Source organism: Paenibacillus mucilaginosus 3016 (genome assembly GCF_000250655.1).
Classification (GTDB): domain Bacteria; phylum Bacillota; class Bacilli; order Paenibacillales; family NBRC-103111; genus Paenibacillus_G; species Paenibacillus_G mucilaginosus.
The window spans coordinates 2,043,661-2,060,349 of sequence record NC_016935.1 but is presented as its reverse complement, the minus strand read 5'-3'; the positions used below and the strand labels follow the sequence as shown (position 1 = coordinate 2,060,349).

Genomic DNA, 16,689 nt, shown 5'->3' with positions numbered 1-16,689 from the left:
CATTTTATGACAAGTGGGACAAACGCTTTGACGCCTCCCGGGCGGAGGGGTATGATGGGGATACCAAATGTATGCAGAAAGGGTTCGTTCGAGCCATGACCCATGAACATCCGGGAGCTGCCGCCCCTCCTCCCGCCGGGAGAACCCATGCCCTGCATGTGCTGACGACCGGCCGGCTGGAGCTGGACGCCGCCGCCTCCATCCTCAGCATCATTCCCGCGGGAATGATCGACATGCTCCATATCCGGGAGAAGCACCGCAGCGCGCACGAGCTCGCCGCATGGTACCGGCGGCTGAAGCCGCTGCTGCCCCCAGGGGCCGCCTTGGCGGTCAACGACCGCCTCGACGCGGCCCTGGCCGTCCGTGCGGACGCCGTGCAGCTCACCGGCGCCTCGCTCTCCCCGGCCGAAGCCAGGGAGCTGGCCCCGCCGGGACGGATGCGGATCGGCTGCTCCGTGCACAGCCCGGAGGAAGCCGCAGAGGCGGCCGCCGGCGGTGCCGACTACGTGCTCTACGGGCACGTGTACGAGACCGGCTCCAAGCCGGGCCTGGCCCCAAGGGGCCTGCCAGGCGCTGGCCGACACCGTGGAGGCGTGCCCTGTGCCCGTCATCGCCATCGGCGGCATTGAGCCTGCGCTCGTCGACGAAGTGCTGTCCACCGGCGCCGCCGGCATTGCCGTGCTGTCGTCCGTGTTCGGCCACCCCGACCCGGCCGGCCAGCTCAGGGCCTTCCGGTTCGGGCTCGACCGGACCCGGCACAAGCCCAGGAAAGGATGGACCTTCTAATGAATACGAAGCACCTTACCCCTTCGGCCGGCCGGCCCAAGGCGATCATCATCGGCGGTGGCGTAATCGGCTGCGCCGCCGCATTCCAGCTCAGCGAAGCCGGCTTCGACTGCACTGTGCTCGATAAAGGCCGGCTGTGCAGCGAGGCAACCACCGCTGCAGCCGGCATGCTCGGCGCCCAGGTGGAGACGCATCACCCCGGCCCGTTCTACGAGCTGTGCCGGATCTCCCAGGGCATGTACCGCCGCTGGACCGACGCGCTGGAGCATACCGGCGGCGTGTCCACCGAGTACATTGCCGAAGGCATCCTCCGCGCAGCGCTGACGGAAGAGGACGAGCAGGAGCTCCGCTCCCGCCTCGCCTGGATTCAGGACGCGCGCTGGTGCACCCCGGATGAGCTCCGGGAGCTGGAGCCGGCGCTGTCTCCGAAGGTCCGGGGCGGTCTGCATTTTCCGGCCGATCACCAGGTCCATCCCGCCGCCCTGGCACGTGCGCTGAAAGCCGCGCTCGTGAAGCAGGGCTGCACGATCCGTGAGGAGACGCCGGTCTTCCGGCTGCTGAAGGACACCCGCAGCGGGCGCATCACCGGCGTGCAGACGGCGGAAGGTCCGCTGTATGCCGACACCGTCGTGCTCGCCGCCGGCGCCTGGAGCCCCGCGCTGACCGAGCCCCTCGGGCTGCCTCTGCCGATGTTCCCCGTCAAGGGCCAGTGCATCTCCGTGAAGCCCCAGGCTCCGCTGACGCAGTCCACGGTCTTCACGAAGGGCTGCTACATCGTGCCGAAGGCGGACGGCTCGTGCCTGGTCGGCGCGACGCAGGTGGAGGCCGGCTTCGACAAGCGGGCCACGGCCGCCGTCATCGCGGACCTGCATGCGAGAGCCTCCGCCCTGCTGCCCGCTCTCGCGGACGCCGAGTTCCTCTCGACCTGGGCGGGCCTTCGACCGGGCACCCGGGACGGCCTCCCGTTCATGGGCACCTGGGAGACAGCGCCCGGCCTCATCTTCGCGACGGGGCACTACCGCAACGGCATTCTGCTCGCGCCGGCCGCCGGCCGTATCGTGCGGCAGCTGGCCCTCGGCGAGAAGCCGCTGCTGGATCTCGCCCCGTTCGATCCGGCCCGCCACCTGAACCAACCCGCTCCGGCTCTATGACCGGAAGCGGGCCAGCAGCGCCCAGCGGCGTTCATGCCGGCGTTTGTACTTGGGCAGCCCGCGGTACAGTTCCACCGCTTCGCGGAACGCTCCGCGGGCTTCTTCGTCCCTGCCGAGCTGGCGGTACAGCTGGCCGAGCCGGTAGTAGGCCTCGCACGAGGACGAGTTCACTTCACGGAAGCGCTGGAGATAGCCGACCGCCTTCTCCTTGTCCCGCTCCGCGAAAGCCTCGCCTAGACGCAGGTACGGCTCGCCGTACTTGACCCGCGGGTTGCGCTCTACCGCTTCGAGGATCAGCCGCTCCCCTTCCTCCGGCCGGCCGAGCTTCAGCTCGCAGATCCCGAGCTCGCTGAGCACGTCGGCTGAATCTTCCATGACGGCCAGGACCTGCCCGAGCAGCTCCTTGGCATCGGCGTATTTGCGCTGTTCCATATAGATGCGAGCGATATCCAGCTTCGTGGAGGTATGATGCGGATTCATCCGCAGCTCCTCCTTCAGCCTCGACAGCCGCCGCATGCGCTGGATCGGCTTGAAGATGCTTGGGGTGATGCCGACGAAGCGGCGGTCCAGCACATAGAAGATGACCAATAAGACCAAGATGGCAACGAAGGGGTTGCCCGTAAGCCAAAAAAGAAGTCCAAACAACAAAAATTTACTCATGCCTGCATCCGTTCCTGCCCTTCCGATAGTCTTCACTGAGTATACCATATTCTTACATCAAATATCTTCCGGGCGGGAAGGTCCGCAGGGCAGGAGTGCGGCGGTGCCGGGGCGAAATAATAAGCATGACGATATCAGGGGGAACAGGAAAGCGAATGAACCAGGAACAAGCGGCCAAATGGGCCAAAATCCGCACGATGGGCAAGGCAAGGTACGTAATGTATTACGGGGTCGCTGCGTGGGGCGTCGGTCTGACGGCGCTCTTCACCGGCATGGAATGGCTGACGCAGGGCACGGTCACCGGCCAGTGGCTGACGATCCGCCTGCTCGTCTTCAGCGTCGTAGGCTTCATTCTCTCCAACTTCAAGTGGGAAAAGAACGAACGCAGTCACCGGGGCGGTCAATAACCGGCTTCCTGCATCACAGCGACAGACACCAAAGATCAAGAGCCGTCCAACCGGGAAGCTTCCCGGCAGACGGCTCTTGTGCTTTGGCGCTCACTCGTTCGGGAGCCCCTGAAAGCGGCCTTCTCAGGCCTGGATCTCCTGCAGCTTCAGTGCTTCTGCTGCATCGAGCTGCGTGCGGATCTGCGACCGGACACCGGGATAAGCCAGAACCGCTTCCTTGAACTCCTCTTTCGAGCTCCAGCCTGACCCGCCCTGCGTTCCGCCGAACAGCTCCTCGGTCACATCCTCGTAAGCGGCATGCAGGTCATTATCGTACCAGTCGATGGCCGGATCCGCATCGTTTTTGAGGATCATCTCCAGACGGTAGTCCTCATCTCCCGCATCGGTGAAGAGTGCAATGAATGCCTGCTTCTCGCCTTCCAGCTGTACCTCCACATCGGCGCAGAGCTGATCGCTGCGCTCCACAATCCGTTTGCACTCGGCATGTTTGATTCCGGCCATGCGGATTCACTCCCCTGCATATTGTAGCCTGTAGGGACAAGAACCGTCCCCCGATCCATCTGTCCAGGCCTCTCCATCCTAGGTTGTCACCCGTCCCGGCCGCCTATGCAGATTCTGGTTTGCTTATAAAATTATTTACTTGACTTTTGTAAGTCTATATCTTATTATACTTACATAAAGTAAGTTATTAATTCTCATTGTACATACCAAGGAGGAACGATTCATGTCTAATGTTCTCTTTATTCTTGCGAACGGCCGTCCGGCCGATCAAGCCGTATCCGTGCAGCTCTACAACGCTTTCCTCGAGAGCTACAAGGCCGCTAACCCCGGCGACAGCATCACCGAGCTCAACCTGTTCAACGTTGACCTTCCTTACTATGACACCAACACGCTGAACGGCCTCTACAAGAGCTCCCAAGGCTTCGAGCTGACGGCTGAAGAGCAGAAGGCCGCAGGTACGGCCAACGCCTACCTCGACCAGTTCCTCGCAGCTGACAAGATCGTCTTCGCGTTCCCGCTCTGGAACTTCACCGTGCCTGCCCAGCTGATCACTTACCTGCACTACCTCTGCCAAGCGGGCAAAACCTTCCGCTACACCGCAGAAGGCCCGAAAGGTCTGCTCGGCGACAAGAAAGTCGCGCTGCTTAACGCACGCGGCGGCGTGTACTCGGAAGGCCCTGCGGCTGCGATCGAGATGAGCCTGAAATATGTTCAGACGATCATGGGCTTCTTCGGCATCAACCAGATCGAGAGCGTCGTGATCGAAGGCCACAACCAGTTCCCGGACCGTGCGGCCGAGATCAAATCGGAAGGCCTGAAGAAGGCGGCGGAAATCGCTTCCCGCTTCTAAATTTCTGTAAAATCATCCCTTTCAGACCTTTCGGCTTCGGCCGGAAAAGGCTCGCCCACTGTGGGTGGGCCTTTTTGTATACATAAAAAAAGAACCCGCCATCACAACGGATCGCGGGTTATCAAGGGATATATATATTAAAAAGGGGGTCATAAACAGTATATCCCGATTTCATTAATAACGGATGAATATCACATTACAGTTATGTTACAGAATTGACCGGTTGTCAGCCGCCGGACGGCGGAGGCCGCCTTCAGTCGTCGTAATCCTCCGGTTCCGGCTTGGGATCGCCCCCGATCTTCCGCTTCATGATCAGCTGGGCGAAGAACAGCAGCACGATATTGTTCACGAACGAGACGCCGAGGCCGAACAAGCCGAACATCCGCGAGAACTGCTGCTCCTCGCCGGCGAAGACCGAGCTCCACCACCAGACGCCCGCTCCCGTAATCGCTATATTCACCGCCGTACCCGCCAGGAACGACAAAAGCAGCTTCTCCGTCCGGAGCATGAACAGTACGCCGACGATCCCGGTGAGTACAAAGCCGGCCCCGAGAATCAGCCAGTAGAGGGTATCATAAGTCAAGGGTTGTCATCCTCCTGCAAAATGGCGGATTCCTTCCCGTCACCGACGGCAGGAACCCGCTCCTATAGGTACAAGGGTATCATGAAAGCGCACGCCGAAACAACGCCCGGCGCGCGATTGTCCCAAATCTGTCAAACCCGGCGAGGATTAAACGGGTTCGAGCCTTGGCGAAAAATAAAATCATATATTTCAAGGGGGGCGGCAGCTTGTAGGCACAGCAGGAATAAGCTGGTATAATGGACAGTGGCAGGCCAAATCATCACGCATACTCAAGGAGGAAGCATATCCATGGCAAGAAGCAACGCATCCAAGCTGCGCCGCAGGCTCGAGCGCGAAGGTCACCTGAACCCGGACATTCACCGGGGAAGCTGGAGGGGTCTTGTCCCCGTCGAACGGACGACACCGACCAAACGGGAGGCATTGTCCCGTCAGGAGAATAAGCACAAAAAAGAATGGAACCGACTGCCCCAGGGAGGGAGTGACGGTTCCATTTCTTTTTGCCCGGGGGATTCCTCAGGCAGACTTCCCTCCATGCGTTCCGGCGGTACCCTGCTGCCATGCCACGGGATCCATCCCTGGCCTGCCTGCCTCATTGTCAGGGCGTAACAGTAGTCAGCGGCATGCCTGCTCCTGTCTGTCCGGCCTGGATGCGGCCTACTGCTGTGCCTGCGCTTCCAGTCTGCCCTTCGCGTACAGAGCGCTTCCGACGACCCCGGCATCCTCCAGCCGTTCGGCTGTCTTGACCGTAAGCTGCTCCCAGTAGAACGGCAGCACGCAGCGCTTCAGCTCCTCCTTCATGGGGCCGAGCAGCCGCTCTCCGGCCTGCGCTCCGCCTCCTCCGATGATCAGCACCTGCGGGGCCAGCTGGGTCACGGCTGCCGCAAGTCCGCGGCCGAGCAGCGTTCCCGTCCGCCGCAGGATGGCGGCCGCCGCCGCATCGCCCAGATCATAGGCCCGCGAGACGTCGGCCGCTGTCAGGCGCGCTCCCCCGTCCTCCGGGAACCATTCGCCGAGCAGCGACCGTTCCCCCCGGGCCACGGCTTCGCGTCCCTGACGGGCGATGCCGTTCGCGGAGACGGCCGTCTCGAGACACCCGGTCATCCCGCAGTTGCACGGGTAGGTCAGCCCTTCCATCGGCACGTGCCCGATCTCTCCGGCCCGTCCGCCGGCGCCGTAGTACAGCTTGCCGTCCGCCACCAGCGCCGAGTTCATGCCAGTGCCGATCGTTACGCCGAGCACGTGCGAGAAGCCCCGGCCCGCTCCCGCCACGGCTTCGCCGTAGACGTACATCCGCACGTCGTTATCGAGGAATACCGGAATGTCACCGATATGCCCCCGCAGCTCGTCCGCCAGAGGCACGTTCTTCCAGCCGAGATTCACCGCCAGCTCGGAGATCCCCTGGACATGGTCCACGAACCCGGGAAGACCGATCCCCACGGCTGACACCTGTCCGCCTGCATGGGTCATCAGCCCGGTCACCGCCTCGGCCAGCCGGCGGATCACTTCTTTGCTCCCGCTCGGGGCCTCCGTCGCAATCTTGACCGTGCGCAGCACCTGCCCCTCCCCGTCCGTCAACCCGCATACCATATTCGTTCCGCCGATATCGATACCTATATACCTGCTCACCGGATCTCCACCTTTTTCCTCTGATAATGAAAATATAATTCATAGAAACCGTTATATCAATAAAAATAATTTTCTTGATGAAATGCAAAGAAAACCGCTCGGCACAACGGCGCGGGCGGTTCCAACCCCTTGGCGGGGGCGGCCAATCTATTGCGGGATAAACGGCTACGTCGTCCTTTACGGACAATGCGCGTAACGGCCCTTCGTCCCTCTTACTTTACCGGCATGATCCAGATAATATGACACACGGCCACGAAGTACAGATTGCCGTCGGTCCCATGAACCACAACGTGATCTGGCTTCACATCCTTCAGCGCGCCCGACACGCTTCCCCTCGGTGTCTCGAGCACGAGTGTCTGTCCAAGCAGGGACTGGAGCGCCTGCACCACGAAGGGCTGGACTTCAAAAATCGGCTGCGGCTGCACGGCATACGGTTGGTTCATATTTGTCTTCCTCCCCGTGAATCCTCGCATTTGGGCACATAACCCAATCTATGCCCGGTGATGCTAAGTTATGCGCACGGATTTCGGGGCTTTTTTCCCTCTTTTTGAAACCTCATGCCGTTCGCTCCGTACTATTCCTGTAAGTCTTACTCCGTGAACCTGCCTATAGTGCGTGTGCATGGCCATGAAAGGAAGAGATCTGATGTCCGACCGCCAAGACAACCTGTATGAACTCGAGAGCACCTTCCGGCTGCTCTTCCGCAAAATCCGCACCTCCTGGACCCGGTTTGAAGAACAAGGGGTTTCGGCCTCCCAAGCCGTCATTCTCGAGAAGCTGGAGGCTGAGGGCCCGCTGAAGGTATCCCAGATCGCCGAAATGCTCTATATCACCTCCGGTGCGGTAACCAGCTTGTCGGACAAGCTGATCTCCGGAGGCTTCGCTTCCCGCACCCGCTCCGAAGAAGACCGCCGCGTCGTTATGATGGAGATTACGGACAAGGGACGCGAAGTCCTGGAATCGCTTCACCGTCACCGTTCGGAAGTCGTCGAGTGTTTCTTCGGACGCCTGCCCAAAGAAGATGTCGATCATCTCAACCGGATTTTCAAACAAATCCTCGAGGACAGCGAATCGACCTCCTGATCTCCGCGGCTCCCCTGGCGAAGACAGGCGTGCAAAATTTCCTTTCCCCTATCATCTTTCTATGAAAGCGTTCATAGAATGAAGGCAAACGGGAGGAAAGGAGCTGCGCTTATGGAAAATGCCGTTTCGTTCGGCATGTGGCTGATGCTGTTCGCATCCGTCACCGTTGCCTTCGCCGCCGGCCTGCTTGAGTTTATCTGGAGGGATACGACCGATTACGATATGGAGTTCCTGTGGAATTACCGATACACGCTGGAAGATCTGCATCTGGACCGCAAGGAGTAGCGCCCCGATCCTCGGAGATTGGGAGCCGCCGCTCCTTTTTTTCTGTATATAAGAATAAACGAACAGTTTATCTTGTGCCGCGGTTTCCTTGCTGTATTCCCTCTTCCCTCCGTTCATAAAATAACGGTCCCCCCGCCATATTAGTAAGGCATCATCCAAACTTGACGCCAAAGGAGCTGTTGTGAGATGAGCCATTCGAAACGCCGCGAGGAGAACCAGTGGAAAATCCGCAAACAAACCCAGCACCCGCACGGCAAAATCAAGTCACTCGCGGAATATGCCGCCGAGTATGATGCACAGCACCAGCAATAAGCGAGAAGGACCCTGCCGCGGCAGGGTCCTTTTTGCAGGCGGCAGACCAGGCGGCCGGCCTGAACTGTAACAGCGCGTCCGGCAGGAGCGGTGCCGTGTCTTCGCCTCCCTCGCTTCCGCGCTTTCTAAGGCTGGCGCTTCGCCAGGTGCTCCTGCGCCATCCGGATCATCTCCCGCACCATGCTGCCGCCGATGGGGCCGCCGATCTTCCCTGCCTGCTCGGTCGTCAGCTGCTGGTTATTCCCCGTACCCTGCAGCGGAATCCCGAGGCTCCGGGCCACCTCATACTTCACCAGGTCCGGACGGGCGTCCTGTACCGCATAACCCTGCCGGCGCATCACTTCCGCCTTCAGCCTGTCGAGTCCCTGACCCGCCCCCGGTACGACCGGGCTCCTGCTTCTTCTCCTTGCCATAACCTGTCCTCCTTAGTATAATAAAATCACAAAATGCGAACATATATTCCTATACCATAGAAGAAAGCGGGCTGATCCTTCAGATGAAAACCACCTATGAACCCCTTCATGCGAAACAGATTCTGAACGGAGTGAAAGCTCCCTCGATGCCCTTCGACTGGTCCATCAATCCATACCGGGGCTGCCAGCACGGCTGCAGCTTCTGCTATGCCCGCTCGACGCATGCCTTCCTGGGACTCGGGACCGACGATGCCTTCCAGCACCAGATTCTCTACAAAGCGAACGCTGGCGAAACGCTGGAAGCGCAGCTCGACAAGATGCTCCGCAGCCGGGGAGGCCGGGAGAAGCTCGCCGGCCGGATTGCTATCGGTACGGCCACCGATCCGTACCAGCCGATCGAGGCACGGGAGATGCTGACCCGCCGCTGCCTCGAAGCCCTTGTCTCCCGCCGTATCCCCGTGAGCGTCACCACCCGGTCGCCGCTGATCCTGCGGGATCTGGATCTGCTGCGGCAACTGCCGGGCAGCTCCGTGAACATCTCACTGAACACGATGAACAAGGAGGTCTGGCGCGGCTTCGAGCCCATGACACCGTCTCCGGAGAAGCGCCTTGAGGCCCTGACCCGGCTGAGGGAAGCCGGAGTAACCGCAGGCATCTTCCTTGCCCCGATCCTTCCCTTCCTGACCGACAGCGAACAAGAGCTGGAGACCGTGGTCAGACGCAGCCGGGAGGCCGGCGCTTCCTTCGTCATGGGCTCGCCGCTTCGGCTCAGCACCCGTGAGGTCAAGAGCTGGTTCTTCGGTACCGTACGCGGACAGTATCCGCAGCTCCTGTCCTCCTACGCCCGCCTGTATGCCGGGTCCGGGTTATCCCTCGGATGCGTACCGGCGTGAAGTGAGAACCCGCCTGCATGCTCTGCTGGAGCGGTACGGCATCCCCGAATACCGGCACGATCCCGAATCCCCGGCGGCTGCATCGGCTTCCGGTCCGGCGGCCGGGGATTCGCCGGTCCAGCTGTCTTTTACCTTCGAATGAACGGTGAATCCACTCGTGGCTGTCCCCAGAAGAACCCGGTGTCCTCAAGATTCAGTATCCATCGGATGCCCCGCCCTTATTCCGTCTGCATTGGGGCTGCGGATTCAGGCTTGTCCCCTAAGGTTAAGTAGGAGGAAACACCGAAAGGAGGTGCTGGCCATGTCAGGATCCAACCGGGAGTATCCGACCGGCGAGACCGTGCCGGAAACCGGCCCCTACATGTGTACGGAAGGCGCACTGGAGAACTTCAAGAAAGATGAGAAGTTCCCCGAGAGCCCGAAGTCCGGTGAGAAGACGCTGTGGCAGGAGTACAACAAGGAATAAGGCGGCCGGGATCACCGCCAATGGACTTCGCAGCTCTGCATAGTCCGGAGCGGCGGGCAGCACCAGGACCAGGCAGCAGGATTCCCTTCAGGGCCCGGATGGAGCTGTGCAGCTTCCGGCGGTGCTAACGGCACAAAGCGGCTGACTTCAACTTGAAGTCAGCCGCTTTGTTGTGGCCCGAGAAGCCGGCGAAGTTCGGGAGGGATGGCGGCTCAGGAGGGAAACGGAAGCATCCCGGGACCGCCGTATGCTATAGTATAGGAGATCTCATACCTATGGAAATTCAAGGAGTGAACCCCATGCAAGATTGCGTATTCTGTCATGTGGAGCTGGAGCCGAAGCAGCGGATCGTCCTGGAGAACGAGCACTGCATGTTCCTGCAGCTCGATACCCAGGAGATCCCCGGGGCCGGCGTTCTGGTCACGAAGGCCCACCGGGAGTCCGTCTTCGATCTGACCCCCGAGGAGTGGAATGCCGTGCAGCCCCTTCTCCTCCAGGTGAAAGCCTATATGGAAGAAGCCTACCGTCCTGACGGCTACAATATCGGCTGGAACTGCGGTGCCGTCGGCGGGCAGACGTTATCCCACGCCCACCTTCATGTGCTTCCGCGATATGCCGACGAGTTCTACGCCGGCAAGGGCATCCGCCACCTGTACCGCAGCCCGGAGAACCGCCGGGCCTCCGCCTCCTCCGGGGAGCAGCCGGAGTGAGCCGCACCCGCGTTCATTTGTGCCTCGCGGCGCTCCTGCTGCCTCTTCTGCTGCTGGCCGGATGCGAATCCGTACCTCCACCCGAGTCCCTGCCCGCCGGACCGTTGGATGAGTTTTACCCGGGAGAGCTCGTCTCGGTGGACCGGATCGATCTCCGCAGCGGCATGAGCGGCGAATGGAGAACGGTCACCAATCCGGAGGTGATCCGCGACTGGGTCAGTAAAGCCGGCGACCTCCCCTTCTCCCCCGATCCTAGTCAGGCACAGCGTGCCGGATTCAATTACATCGTGATCCTGTTTGAGAAAGGGGAGGAGAAGTTCTCCTTCCTCCCAACGCAATTCGGAAAGCATTACTATATTCCCGATCCCCAGTTTTCTCCACTCCTGGATGAGCTCTTTGAGAAAGGGACGAAGCCCGTTCCGGGCCGATACTGATGCCGAATAGCCTTGTATTTCCAAAGTTTTGCAACATTTCCTCCTCTTGCTAGGTCTATGACTATGATCAATTCATAGAGCAGGGGTGTCGTACAAATGACCGGACGCAAGTGGTTTGCTGTTTCATCGATTGTTATGGCGGGGGCGCTGCTGCTCACCGCCTGCTTCGGGCGTGCGGATGCGCCCGTCACCCGGACGCCGAAGCCGCTCGACCCGTCGAAGCCTGATGTCGTCGTCATCGGTTCGGAGATCGAGGGCATGTACCTGGCCCGTGCGGCTGTGGACGAAGGCCTGAGCGTCCTCGTGCTGGATCCCCGGGAAGAACCAGGAGGGCAGCTGCTGCAGGGCGAGATGCTGTATCTCGACGAGCCGTTCGACCGCAGCGGGACATCGCTGCTGCAGGGTCTGGTGAAGGGCCTGTTCGACGAATACAAAAAAGGGACGATCCGCAAGCTCCCCGAATACGAGTCCTACTATGCTTCGCTGACGGAGGGGATCCGCATCGTCCCCGGAATTACGATCACTTCGCTGTCGACCGGTTCTCCGGGGGGATCCTCCTCCGCCGTCAAGCCGGAGGGATCGTCCCCGACCCGGATCACCGCCATGACTTACCGGACGAAGAACGGCGAAGAGAAAACGGTCTCGGCCCAATACTGGGTGGAGAATACCGATCACGCCGCGCTCTCCTCGCGCCTCGGGCTGAAGCGCATTCCGGGAATGGAGACCGTTTTCCCTGCCAAGGGGAAGGATTACATGGCTTCCTCGGTGATGATGAAATTCAAGGGAGTCGACTGGAAGAAATTCGCGAAGGAAGTCGGCGGACTCCCCAAAGCGCAGAGGTTCGAGAAATACGGAGTGAATACCGATGTATCCAAGGACTTCGCCTACGGGCTCGGGAATATCGGTAAAAGCTACAAGCCGAGCAGCAAGGAAGTGTTCCTGCGCGGGCTGAATGTGGTGAACCAGCGGGACGGCGAAGCGCTGATCAACGCCCTGCTCGTCTTCGGGGTGAATCCGGCGGATGCGGAGAGCGTGAAGAAAGCGCATGAGCTCGGGGTCAGCGAGACCTTGAAGGTCAGAGACCACCTGCGGCGGGAGCTTCCCGGCTGGGAGAATGCCGAAGTGAACGGATATCCCCGCTACCTGTATATCCGTGACTACGACCGCTACGAGACGGAGTATGTGATGCAGGCTTCCGATCTGTTCAGCGGCACCCTGTTCCCCGACACCGTGGGCATCGCCGGCTACGCGCTGGATCTGCAGGGTACGAAGGCGAATCCCTGGGGCACCGAGATCGGCAAATCCGACCGGTACGGGATGCCGCTCCGGTCGTTCCTGTACAAGGGTTATGCCAACGTGATCGCCGCAGGAAAGAATGTCGGCGCTTCAGCCGTCGCGTACGGCAGCGCCCGTATCCAGCCGAACACCGCCCAGGCCGGCGAAGTGATCGGAGCGATCCTTGGGCTGATCGATGGCAGGCATGAGCTCGCCTCCATTCCGGAGGAAGAGATGAAGCGGCTGCAGAAGCTCATGAAGAAGAGAGGCATCGAGTTGAACGGCAAGCCCGGCCGCAATCTCATCGAAGGCTATTCGCCCCAGCAGATCGAGCAGGTCAATCAAGGCAAGCTTGTGGTGAAGCCCAAATCCTAAGCCAGGGGTACGGGGCAGACGTCGGAGGGGCATCCGGCAGCATGCTTGGCTGTCCGGCGTGCGCCCCATGGGAGTAAAGGTAAAAAGCCAGCGGCACGTACATCCCGTTCCTTCTAAGGAGACAGGATGTATCCAAGGCTGCCCCCTATGGAGCGGAAGCCTAAATCCGTCTCTCTTTTCTCAGGGATAAGCATCCACCCGGGGCCTACGGGCATAGTGTAAGGTGTAATCACCGATCCCACAACCCGAAGGGAGCAATTGACTTGAGCAACAACACGCGCTCTTATCAGAATCCCCTGTACCCTGTGGTGCAGCCCTATGGGCAGCCGCATTACAACCCGTATGTACCCCATGTTCCTTACCCCTACTGGCCTTATCCGATGCACCATGGACATCACCACGGACATCATCATGGGCATCATGGGCATCACGGGCATCACGGGCATCACGGGCATCACGGGCATCACGGGCATCACGGGCATCACGGGCATCATGGGCATCATGGGCATCATGGGCATCATGGACATCATGGCGGACATCACGGCGGCCACCATGGCGGCGGGCAGCACGGACATCACGGCCACGGACGCCTCCAAGGCCGCGACTAAGCGCGGGAAGCCGGCCGGCCGCTCGGACCGGCCGGCTTTCTGCCCGGCTCCCCCATTTACTTCACGATGACATTCTGAATAAAACGGTGCCCGATCGGGTAATGGTAAGGGAGGCATAAATTCCTTAAGATGAGGTGACTCCCGTGACCAAGCGCAATCAGGAAGCTTACCGCGACCAGGAAGAATATAACGAAACGTCGAACACGGCTGCCGGCATCAACACGCCGAAGGAGAACCAAGGCAGAGCGGCAACGGACATGCTGGCCGATTTCGTCGAAGGCACCATGGAGAACATCGAGCACACGTTCGATGGAGATGAGGGTTCGGAGAACCGCCGCTCCAAGTAAGGGACAAGCTCTGTCCGGCATCCCGGCAATAGAAGAATGACGGGCGGCGGCCTTAAGCTGCGCCGCTGCTGCAGGGGAAGCAGCAGGCTCAATCGGCGCTCTCCACTGCAGCCATTCAGGCATGCTTGCCTCCTGTCCATTGCGGGGCAGGCAAGCGTACATGCTTCTCTCTGCTGCAGGACAGGCAGGCTAAATGCTGTTCTCTGCTGCAGGTACAAGCCGATTCCCCAGTTTCGCATCAGCAGCGTACAAAGCCGCCCCTCCAAATGGAAGGGCGGCTTTGTGCCGTATCTATTTACAATCCGTGAGCAAGATTCACTGGGGGCTTTCTTTGATTGCTTTGAGCCGCTTCATGACGTCGCTCCCGCCGCGGCCGAAGTAATCGTGGAGCCTGCTGTATTCCTCATACAGCTTCTCGTAGACCGCGACGTTCTCCGGAATCGGCTGGAACGTCTCTTCGCGTACGCGGGCCATCTTCCCGGCCGCCTCGACGATCGAGTCATATCCGCCCTGCGCGGAACCGGCGGCTACCGCACCGAACATCGCCGCTCCCAGAGCCGGGGTCTGCGTGGATGCCGCAATCTTGATCTCGCGGTTGGTCACGTCGGCATAGATCTGCATCAGCAGGCGGTTGCGCTGCGGCAGTCCCCCGCAGGCATACAGCTCGTTGACTTCCACACCGCTGCTGTGGAACGTGTCGATAATCTTGCGCGTACCGAACGCTGTAGCTTCCAGCAGCGCTCGGTAGATCTCTTCCGGCTTCGTCAGCAGGGTACAGCCCAGAATGAGGCCCGTCAGGTTCGTGTCGACGAGCACGGAGCGGTTGCCGTTCCACCAGTCGAGCGCAAGCAGTCCCGATTGGCCCGGCCTGTAGGCGGCCGCCCGCTTCTCGAGCCATTCGTGCACGGAGACACCCTCGGCTCTGGCCGCTTCGGTGACATAGGCCGGCACCGCCTGCTCTACATACCAGGCGAAGATATCGCCTACTGCCGTTTGTCCGGCTTCATAACCGAGGAAGCCCGGAATGATGCCGTCTTCGACGACACCGCACATGCCTTCAACGAGCTTCTCTTCCGTGCCGAGGAGCATGTGGCAGATCGAGGTGCCCATCGCCATGACCAGCTTGCCCGGCGCAGTCACGCCCACCGCAGGAACGGCCGCGTGCGCATCGACGTTGCCCACGGCTACCGCAATGCCCGGACGAAGGCCCATCAGCTCCGCCATCCCGGCTGTCAGCTCACCGGCTTTGGTGCCGAGCGGCAGCACTTCGCCGCGGAGCTTCGTCTCGGTGAGGTTCGTCAGCCGCGGATCCAGGGCACCGAAGAAGTCCTTGCCCGGATAGCCGTCCCGCTTGTGCCACATCGACTTATAGCCGGCGGCGCAGGAGTTGCGGATAAGGCTGCCTGTCATCTGCGCGATGATCCAGTCACCCGCCTCCACGAAGCGGTCCGTCCGGTTGTAGAGATCGGGCGCCTCGTTCAGCACCTGCCACACCTTGGCGAGCATCCACTCGGACGAGATCTTCCCGCCGTAGCGGGGGAGGAACGCTTCGCCGCGCTCATAGGCGATCTCGTTGATCAGGTTCGCCTCATCCTGTGCGGCATGGTGCTTCCAGAGCTTCGGCCAGCTGTGAGGAAGCTCCCTCAGCTCCGGCTTGAAGCAGAGCGGCGTTCCGGTCTCATCGATCGGCAGCATGGTGCATGCCGTAAAGTCGATCCCGATGCCGATGACCTCCGCCGGGTCGATGCCCGACTCCTTCATGACCGCCGGCACGGAGCGCTTCAGTACTTCGATATAGTCGGCCGGGTGCTGCAGCGCCCAATCGTATTCGAGCTTCACGCCGGATTCGGGCAGCTCTTCATCGATTACGCCGTGCGGGTAAGGGGTGACATGCGTCGCGACTTCCTCCCCGTTCGAGAGGTTGACGAGCAGCGCACGCCCGGATTCCGTACCGTAGTCGATACCGATCGCATATTGGATGGCCATGGCGGACCCGGCCTCTTACGATTGTCCGTAATAGGCGTTGGCGCCGTGTTTTCTGAGAAAATGCCGGTCGAGCAGGTTCTGGTCCATCGGCACGGTATTCGGATTCAGCTGGTACGTGTGGAACGCCATCTTCGCCGTCTCTTCGAGCACGACCGCATTGTGGACCGCGTTGTGAGCATCCTTGCCCCAGCAGAACGGCGCGTGGCAGTGAACGAGCACGCTTGGAATCTGCAGCGGGTCTTTGCCCTCGAAGGTCTCGATGATCACATTGCCGGTCTCGAGCTCATAGGCCCCTTGAATCTCTTCGCGGGTCATCGGGCGGGTGCAGGGCACTTCCCCGTAGAAATAATCGGCATGGGTCGTACCGAGTGCCGGAAGGCTGCGGCCCGCCTGCGCCCATGCAGTCGCCCAAGGGGAGTGCGTGTGCACGATGCCGCCGACGGTTGGGAACGCTTTATACAACGCCAGGTGGGTCGGCGTATCGGATGAAGGTTTGAGCTTGCCTTCGACAACCTTGCCGTCCAGATCCAGCACAACCAGATCCTCTGCACGGAGTTCGTCATAGGGAACGCCGCTCGGCTTGATGACAACCAGGCCGGATTCGCGGTCAATGCCGCTCACATTGCCCCAGGTAAACGTAACAAGGCCGTATTTCGGCAGATCCAGGTTCGCTTCCAGTACTTCCTGCTTCAATTGTTCTAACAAATGTATCGTAACCCCTTTCCCAAACCGGATTGTTCTCGGTCTCATTATATACTTGTACGTACAAATTTTCCACATCTTTTTTGAAGTACGGTGCTCTAACAAAAAACCGTCCGGGCGCAAGCCCGGACGGTTCGTTGACTGCTGCTATGAGGGTGAAGCGGGACAGACGGCTCAATCCCTGCGGCAGAGCTGCCTGCGGCTCCCCTTCTCTGGAGGCCGTTCCTTGGCTTCCG

General features: G+C 60.5%; 25 protein-coding genes. 17 read left to right on the top strand and 8 right to left on the bottom strand.

The annotated features are described in order from the left end of the window. Positions 1–95 precede the first annotated feature (95 nt). From PM3016_RS09230 to thiO, 3 genes are read left to right on the top strand one after another with little or no spacing between them, the layout of a single operon-like run. Positions 96–629: a thiamine phosphate synthase gene (locus PM3016_RS09230; protein ID WP_238540477.1), complete on the top strand. Its 534-nt coding sequence runs from the start codon at positions 96–98 to the stop codon at positions 627–629. Beyond that, the gene (locus PM3016_RS39500; protein ID WP_238540476.1) at positions 601–786 is read left to right on the top strand and encodes a thiamine phosphate synthase; all 186 of its coding nucleotides are present in this window, start codon (positions 601–603) and stop codon (positions 784–786) included. Before PM3016_RS09230 ends, PM3016_RS39500 begins: the two co-directional genes overlap by 29 nt. Then, on the top strand, positions 786–1,937 hold the full coding sequence (gene thiO, locus PM3016_RS09225; protein WP_014369240.1) for a glycine oxidase ThiO: 1,152 nt from the start codon (positions 786–788) through the stop codon (positions 1,935–1,937). Before PM3016_RS39500 ends, thiO begins: the two co-directional genes overlap by 1 nt. On the opposite strand, the gene PM3016_RS09220 is transcribed toward thiO, so the two are convergent. Next, positions 1,932–2,597: a tetratricopeptide repeat protein gene (locus PM3016_RS09220; RefSeq protein WP_013915240.1), complete on the bottom strand. Its 666-nt coding sequence runs from the start codon at positions 2,595–2,597 to the stop codon at positions 1,932–1,934. The genes thiO and PM3016_RS09220 overlap by 6 nt on opposite strands. Positions 2,598–2,752: 155 nt before the next feature. On the opposite strand from PM3016_RS09220, the gene PM3016_RS09215 reads away from it, so the two are divergent. Beyond that, entirely contained in the window at positions 2,753–3,004 is a 252-nt protein-coding gene (locus tag PM3016_RS09215; protein WP_013915239.1) for a hypothetical protein, read from the top strand. Between the two features lie 123 nt (positions 3,005–3,127). Here PM3016_RS09215 and PM3016_RS09210 read toward each other — a convergent pair whose 3' ends face one another. Next, positions 3,128–3,505 carry a hypothetical protein gene (locus tag PM3016_RS09210; protein ID WP_014369239.1) on the bottom strand — a complete coding sequence of 126 codons (378 nt, stop codon included), beginning with the start codon at positions 3,503–3,505 and terminating at the stop codon, positions 3,128–3,130. Between the two features lie 223 nt (positions 3,506–3,728). Between PM3016_RS09210 and PM3016_RS09205 the strand changes: the two genes are divergently transcribed. Next, on the top strand, positions 3,729–4,355 hold the full coding sequence (locus PM3016_RS09205) for an FMN-dependent NADH-azoreductase (RefSeq protein ID WP_013915237.1): 627 nt from the start codon (positions 3,729–3,731) through the stop codon (positions 4,353–4,355). Between the two features lie 253 nt (positions 4,356–4,608). On the opposite strand, the gene PM3016_RS09200 is transcribed toward PM3016_RS09205, so the two are convergent. Beyond that, positions 4,609–4,938: a hypothetical protein gene (locus PM3016_RS09200; protein ID WP_013915235.1), complete on the bottom strand. Its 330-nt coding sequence runs from the start codon at positions 4,936–4,938 to the stop codon at positions 4,609–4,611. Positions 4,939–5,226: 288 nt separating this feature from the next. Here PM3016_RS09200 and PM3016_RS37225 point away from each other — a divergent pair, with 288 nt between their 5' ends. Beyond that, positions 5,227–5,544, top strand: a complete 318-nt coding sequence (locus PM3016_RS37225; protein WP_014369238.1) for a hypothetical protein — start codon at positions 5,227–5,229, stop codon at positions 5,542–5,544. A 48-nt stretch (positions 5,545–5,592) separates the two neighbouring features. Here PM3016_RS37225 and PM3016_RS09195 read toward each other — a convergent pair whose 3' ends face one another. Together PM3016_RS09195 and PM3016_RS09190 are read right to left on the bottom strand one after the other, a co-directional pair. Further along, positions 5,593–6,564 (bottom strand): ROK family protein, encoded by a 972-nt coding sequence (locus PM3016_RS09195; RefSeq protein ID WP_014369237.1) that lies wholly within the window; start codon positions 6,562–6,564, stop codon positions 5,593–5,595. A gap of 212 nt (positions 6,565–6,776) precedes the next feature. Continuing rightward, positions 6,777–7,007 carry a YuzF family protein gene (locus PM3016_RS09190; protein ID WP_013915232.1) on the bottom strand — a complete coding sequence of 77 codons (231 nt, stop codon included), beginning with the start codon at positions 7,005–7,007 and terminating at the stop codon, positions 6,777–6,779. 202 nt (positions 7,008–7,209) lie between these two features. On the opposite strand from PM3016_RS09190, the gene PM3016_RS09185 reads away from it, so the two are divergent. The 3 genes from PM3016_RS09185 (at position 7,210) to PM3016_RS39495 (ending at position 8,244) form a co-directional block, all read left to right on the top strand. After that, positions 7,210–7,647 (top strand): MarR family winged helix-turn-helix transcriptional regulator, encoded by a 438-nt coding sequence (locus PM3016_RS09185; protein ID WP_013915231.1) that lies wholly within the window; start codon positions 7,210–7,212, stop codon positions 7,645–7,647. 111 nt (positions 7,648–7,758) lie between these two features. After that, positions 7,759–7,932: a hypothetical protein gene (locus tag PM3016_RS38520; protein ID WP_013915230.1), complete on the top strand. Its 174-nt coding sequence runs from the start codon at positions 7,759–7,761 to the stop codon at positions 7,930–7,932. A 186-nt stretch (positions 7,933–8,118) separates the two neighbouring features. Then, positions 8,119–8,244, top strand: a complete 126-nt coding sequence (locus PM3016_RS39495; protein ID WP_013915229.1) for a DUF6254 family protein — start codon at positions 8,119–8,121, stop codon at positions 8,242–8,244. Positions 8,245–8,369: 125 nt separating this feature from the next. Here the strand turns inward: PM3016_RS39495 and PM3016_RS09180 are convergent, their stop codons facing one another. Beyond that, a complete protein-coding gene (locus tag PM3016_RS09180) occupies positions 8,370–8,657 on the bottom strand; it encodes an alpha/beta-type small acid-soluble spore protein (protein ID WP_013915228.1) in 288 nt (95 codons plus the stop codon). A gap of 83 nt (positions 8,658–8,740) precedes the next feature. On the opposite strand from PM3016_RS09180, the gene PM3016_RS09175 reads away from it, so the two are divergent. The 8 genes from PM3016_RS09175 (at position 8,741) to PM3016_RS09150 (ending at position 13,765) form a co-directional block, all read left to right on the top strand. Beyond that, a complete protein-coding gene (locus PM3016_RS09175) occupies positions 8,741–9,550 on the top strand; it encodes an SPL family radical SAM protein (RefSeq protein WP_014369236.1) in 810 nt (269 codons plus the stop codon). 1 nt (position 9,551) lies between these two features. After that, positions 9,552–9,692, top strand: coding sequence for a hypothetical protein (locus tag PM3016_RS38515; protein ID WP_014650072.1), 141 nt, complete (start codon positions 9,552–9,554; stop codon positions 9,690–9,692). A 159-nt stretch (positions 9,693–9,851) separates the two neighbouring features. Beyond that, positions 9,852–10,016 carry a hypothetical protein gene (locus PM3016_RS38510; RefSeq protein ID WP_013915226.1) on the top strand — a complete coding sequence of 55 codons (165 nt, stop codon included), beginning with the start codon at positions 9,852–9,854 and terminating at the stop codon, positions 10,014–10,016. A gap of 299 nt (positions 10,017–10,315) precedes the next feature. Next, positions 10,316–10,726, top strand: coding sequence for an HIT family protein (locus PM3016_RS09170; RefSeq protein WP_014369235.1), 411 nt, complete (start codon positions 10,316–10,318; stop codon positions 10,724–10,726). Then, positions 10,723–11,160 carry a hypothetical protein gene (locus tag PM3016_RS09165; protein WP_014369234.1) on the top strand — a complete coding sequence of 146 codons (438 nt, stop codon included), beginning with the start codon at positions 10,723–10,725 and terminating at the stop codon, positions 11,158–11,160. Before PM3016_RS09170 ends, PM3016_RS09165 begins: the two co-directional genes overlap by 4 nt. Positions 11,161–11,256: 96 nt before the next feature. Then, entirely contained in the window at positions 11,257–12,810 is a 1,554-nt protein-coding gene (locus tag PM3016_RS09160) for an FAD-dependent oxidoreductase (protein ID WP_014369233.1), read from the top strand. 387 nt (positions 12,811–13,197) lie between these two features. Then, a complete protein-coding gene (locus PM3016_RS09155) occupies positions 13,198–13,488 on the top strand; it encodes a hypothetical protein (RefSeq protein ID WP_014369232.1) in 291 nt (96 codons plus the stop codon). 73 nt (positions 13,489–13,561) lie between these two features. After that, the gene (locus tag PM3016_RS09150; protein WP_013915221.1) at positions 13,562–13,765 is read left to right on the top strand and encodes a hypothetical protein; all 204 of its coding nucleotides are present in this window, start codon (positions 13,562–13,564) and stop codon (positions 13,763–13,765) included. A 315-nt stretch (positions 13,766–14,080) separates the two neighbouring features. On the opposite strand, the gene PM3016_RS09145 is transcribed toward PM3016_RS09150, so the two are convergent. Continuing rightward, entirely contained in the window at positions 14,081–15,751 is a 1,671-nt protein-coding gene (locus tag PM3016_RS09145; protein ID WP_013915220.1) for a ribulokinase, read from the bottom strand. A 15-nt stretch (positions 15,752–15,766) separates the two neighbouring features. Next, positions 15,767–16,456 carry an L-ribulose-5-phosphate 4-epimerase gene (araD, locus tag PM3016_RS09140; RefSeq protein ID WP_013915219.1) on the bottom strand — a complete coding sequence of 230 codons (690 nt, stop codon included), beginning with the start codon at positions 16,454–16,456 and terminating at the stop codon, positions 15,767–15,769. Between the last annotated feature and the right edge of the window lie 233 nt (positions 16,457–16,689).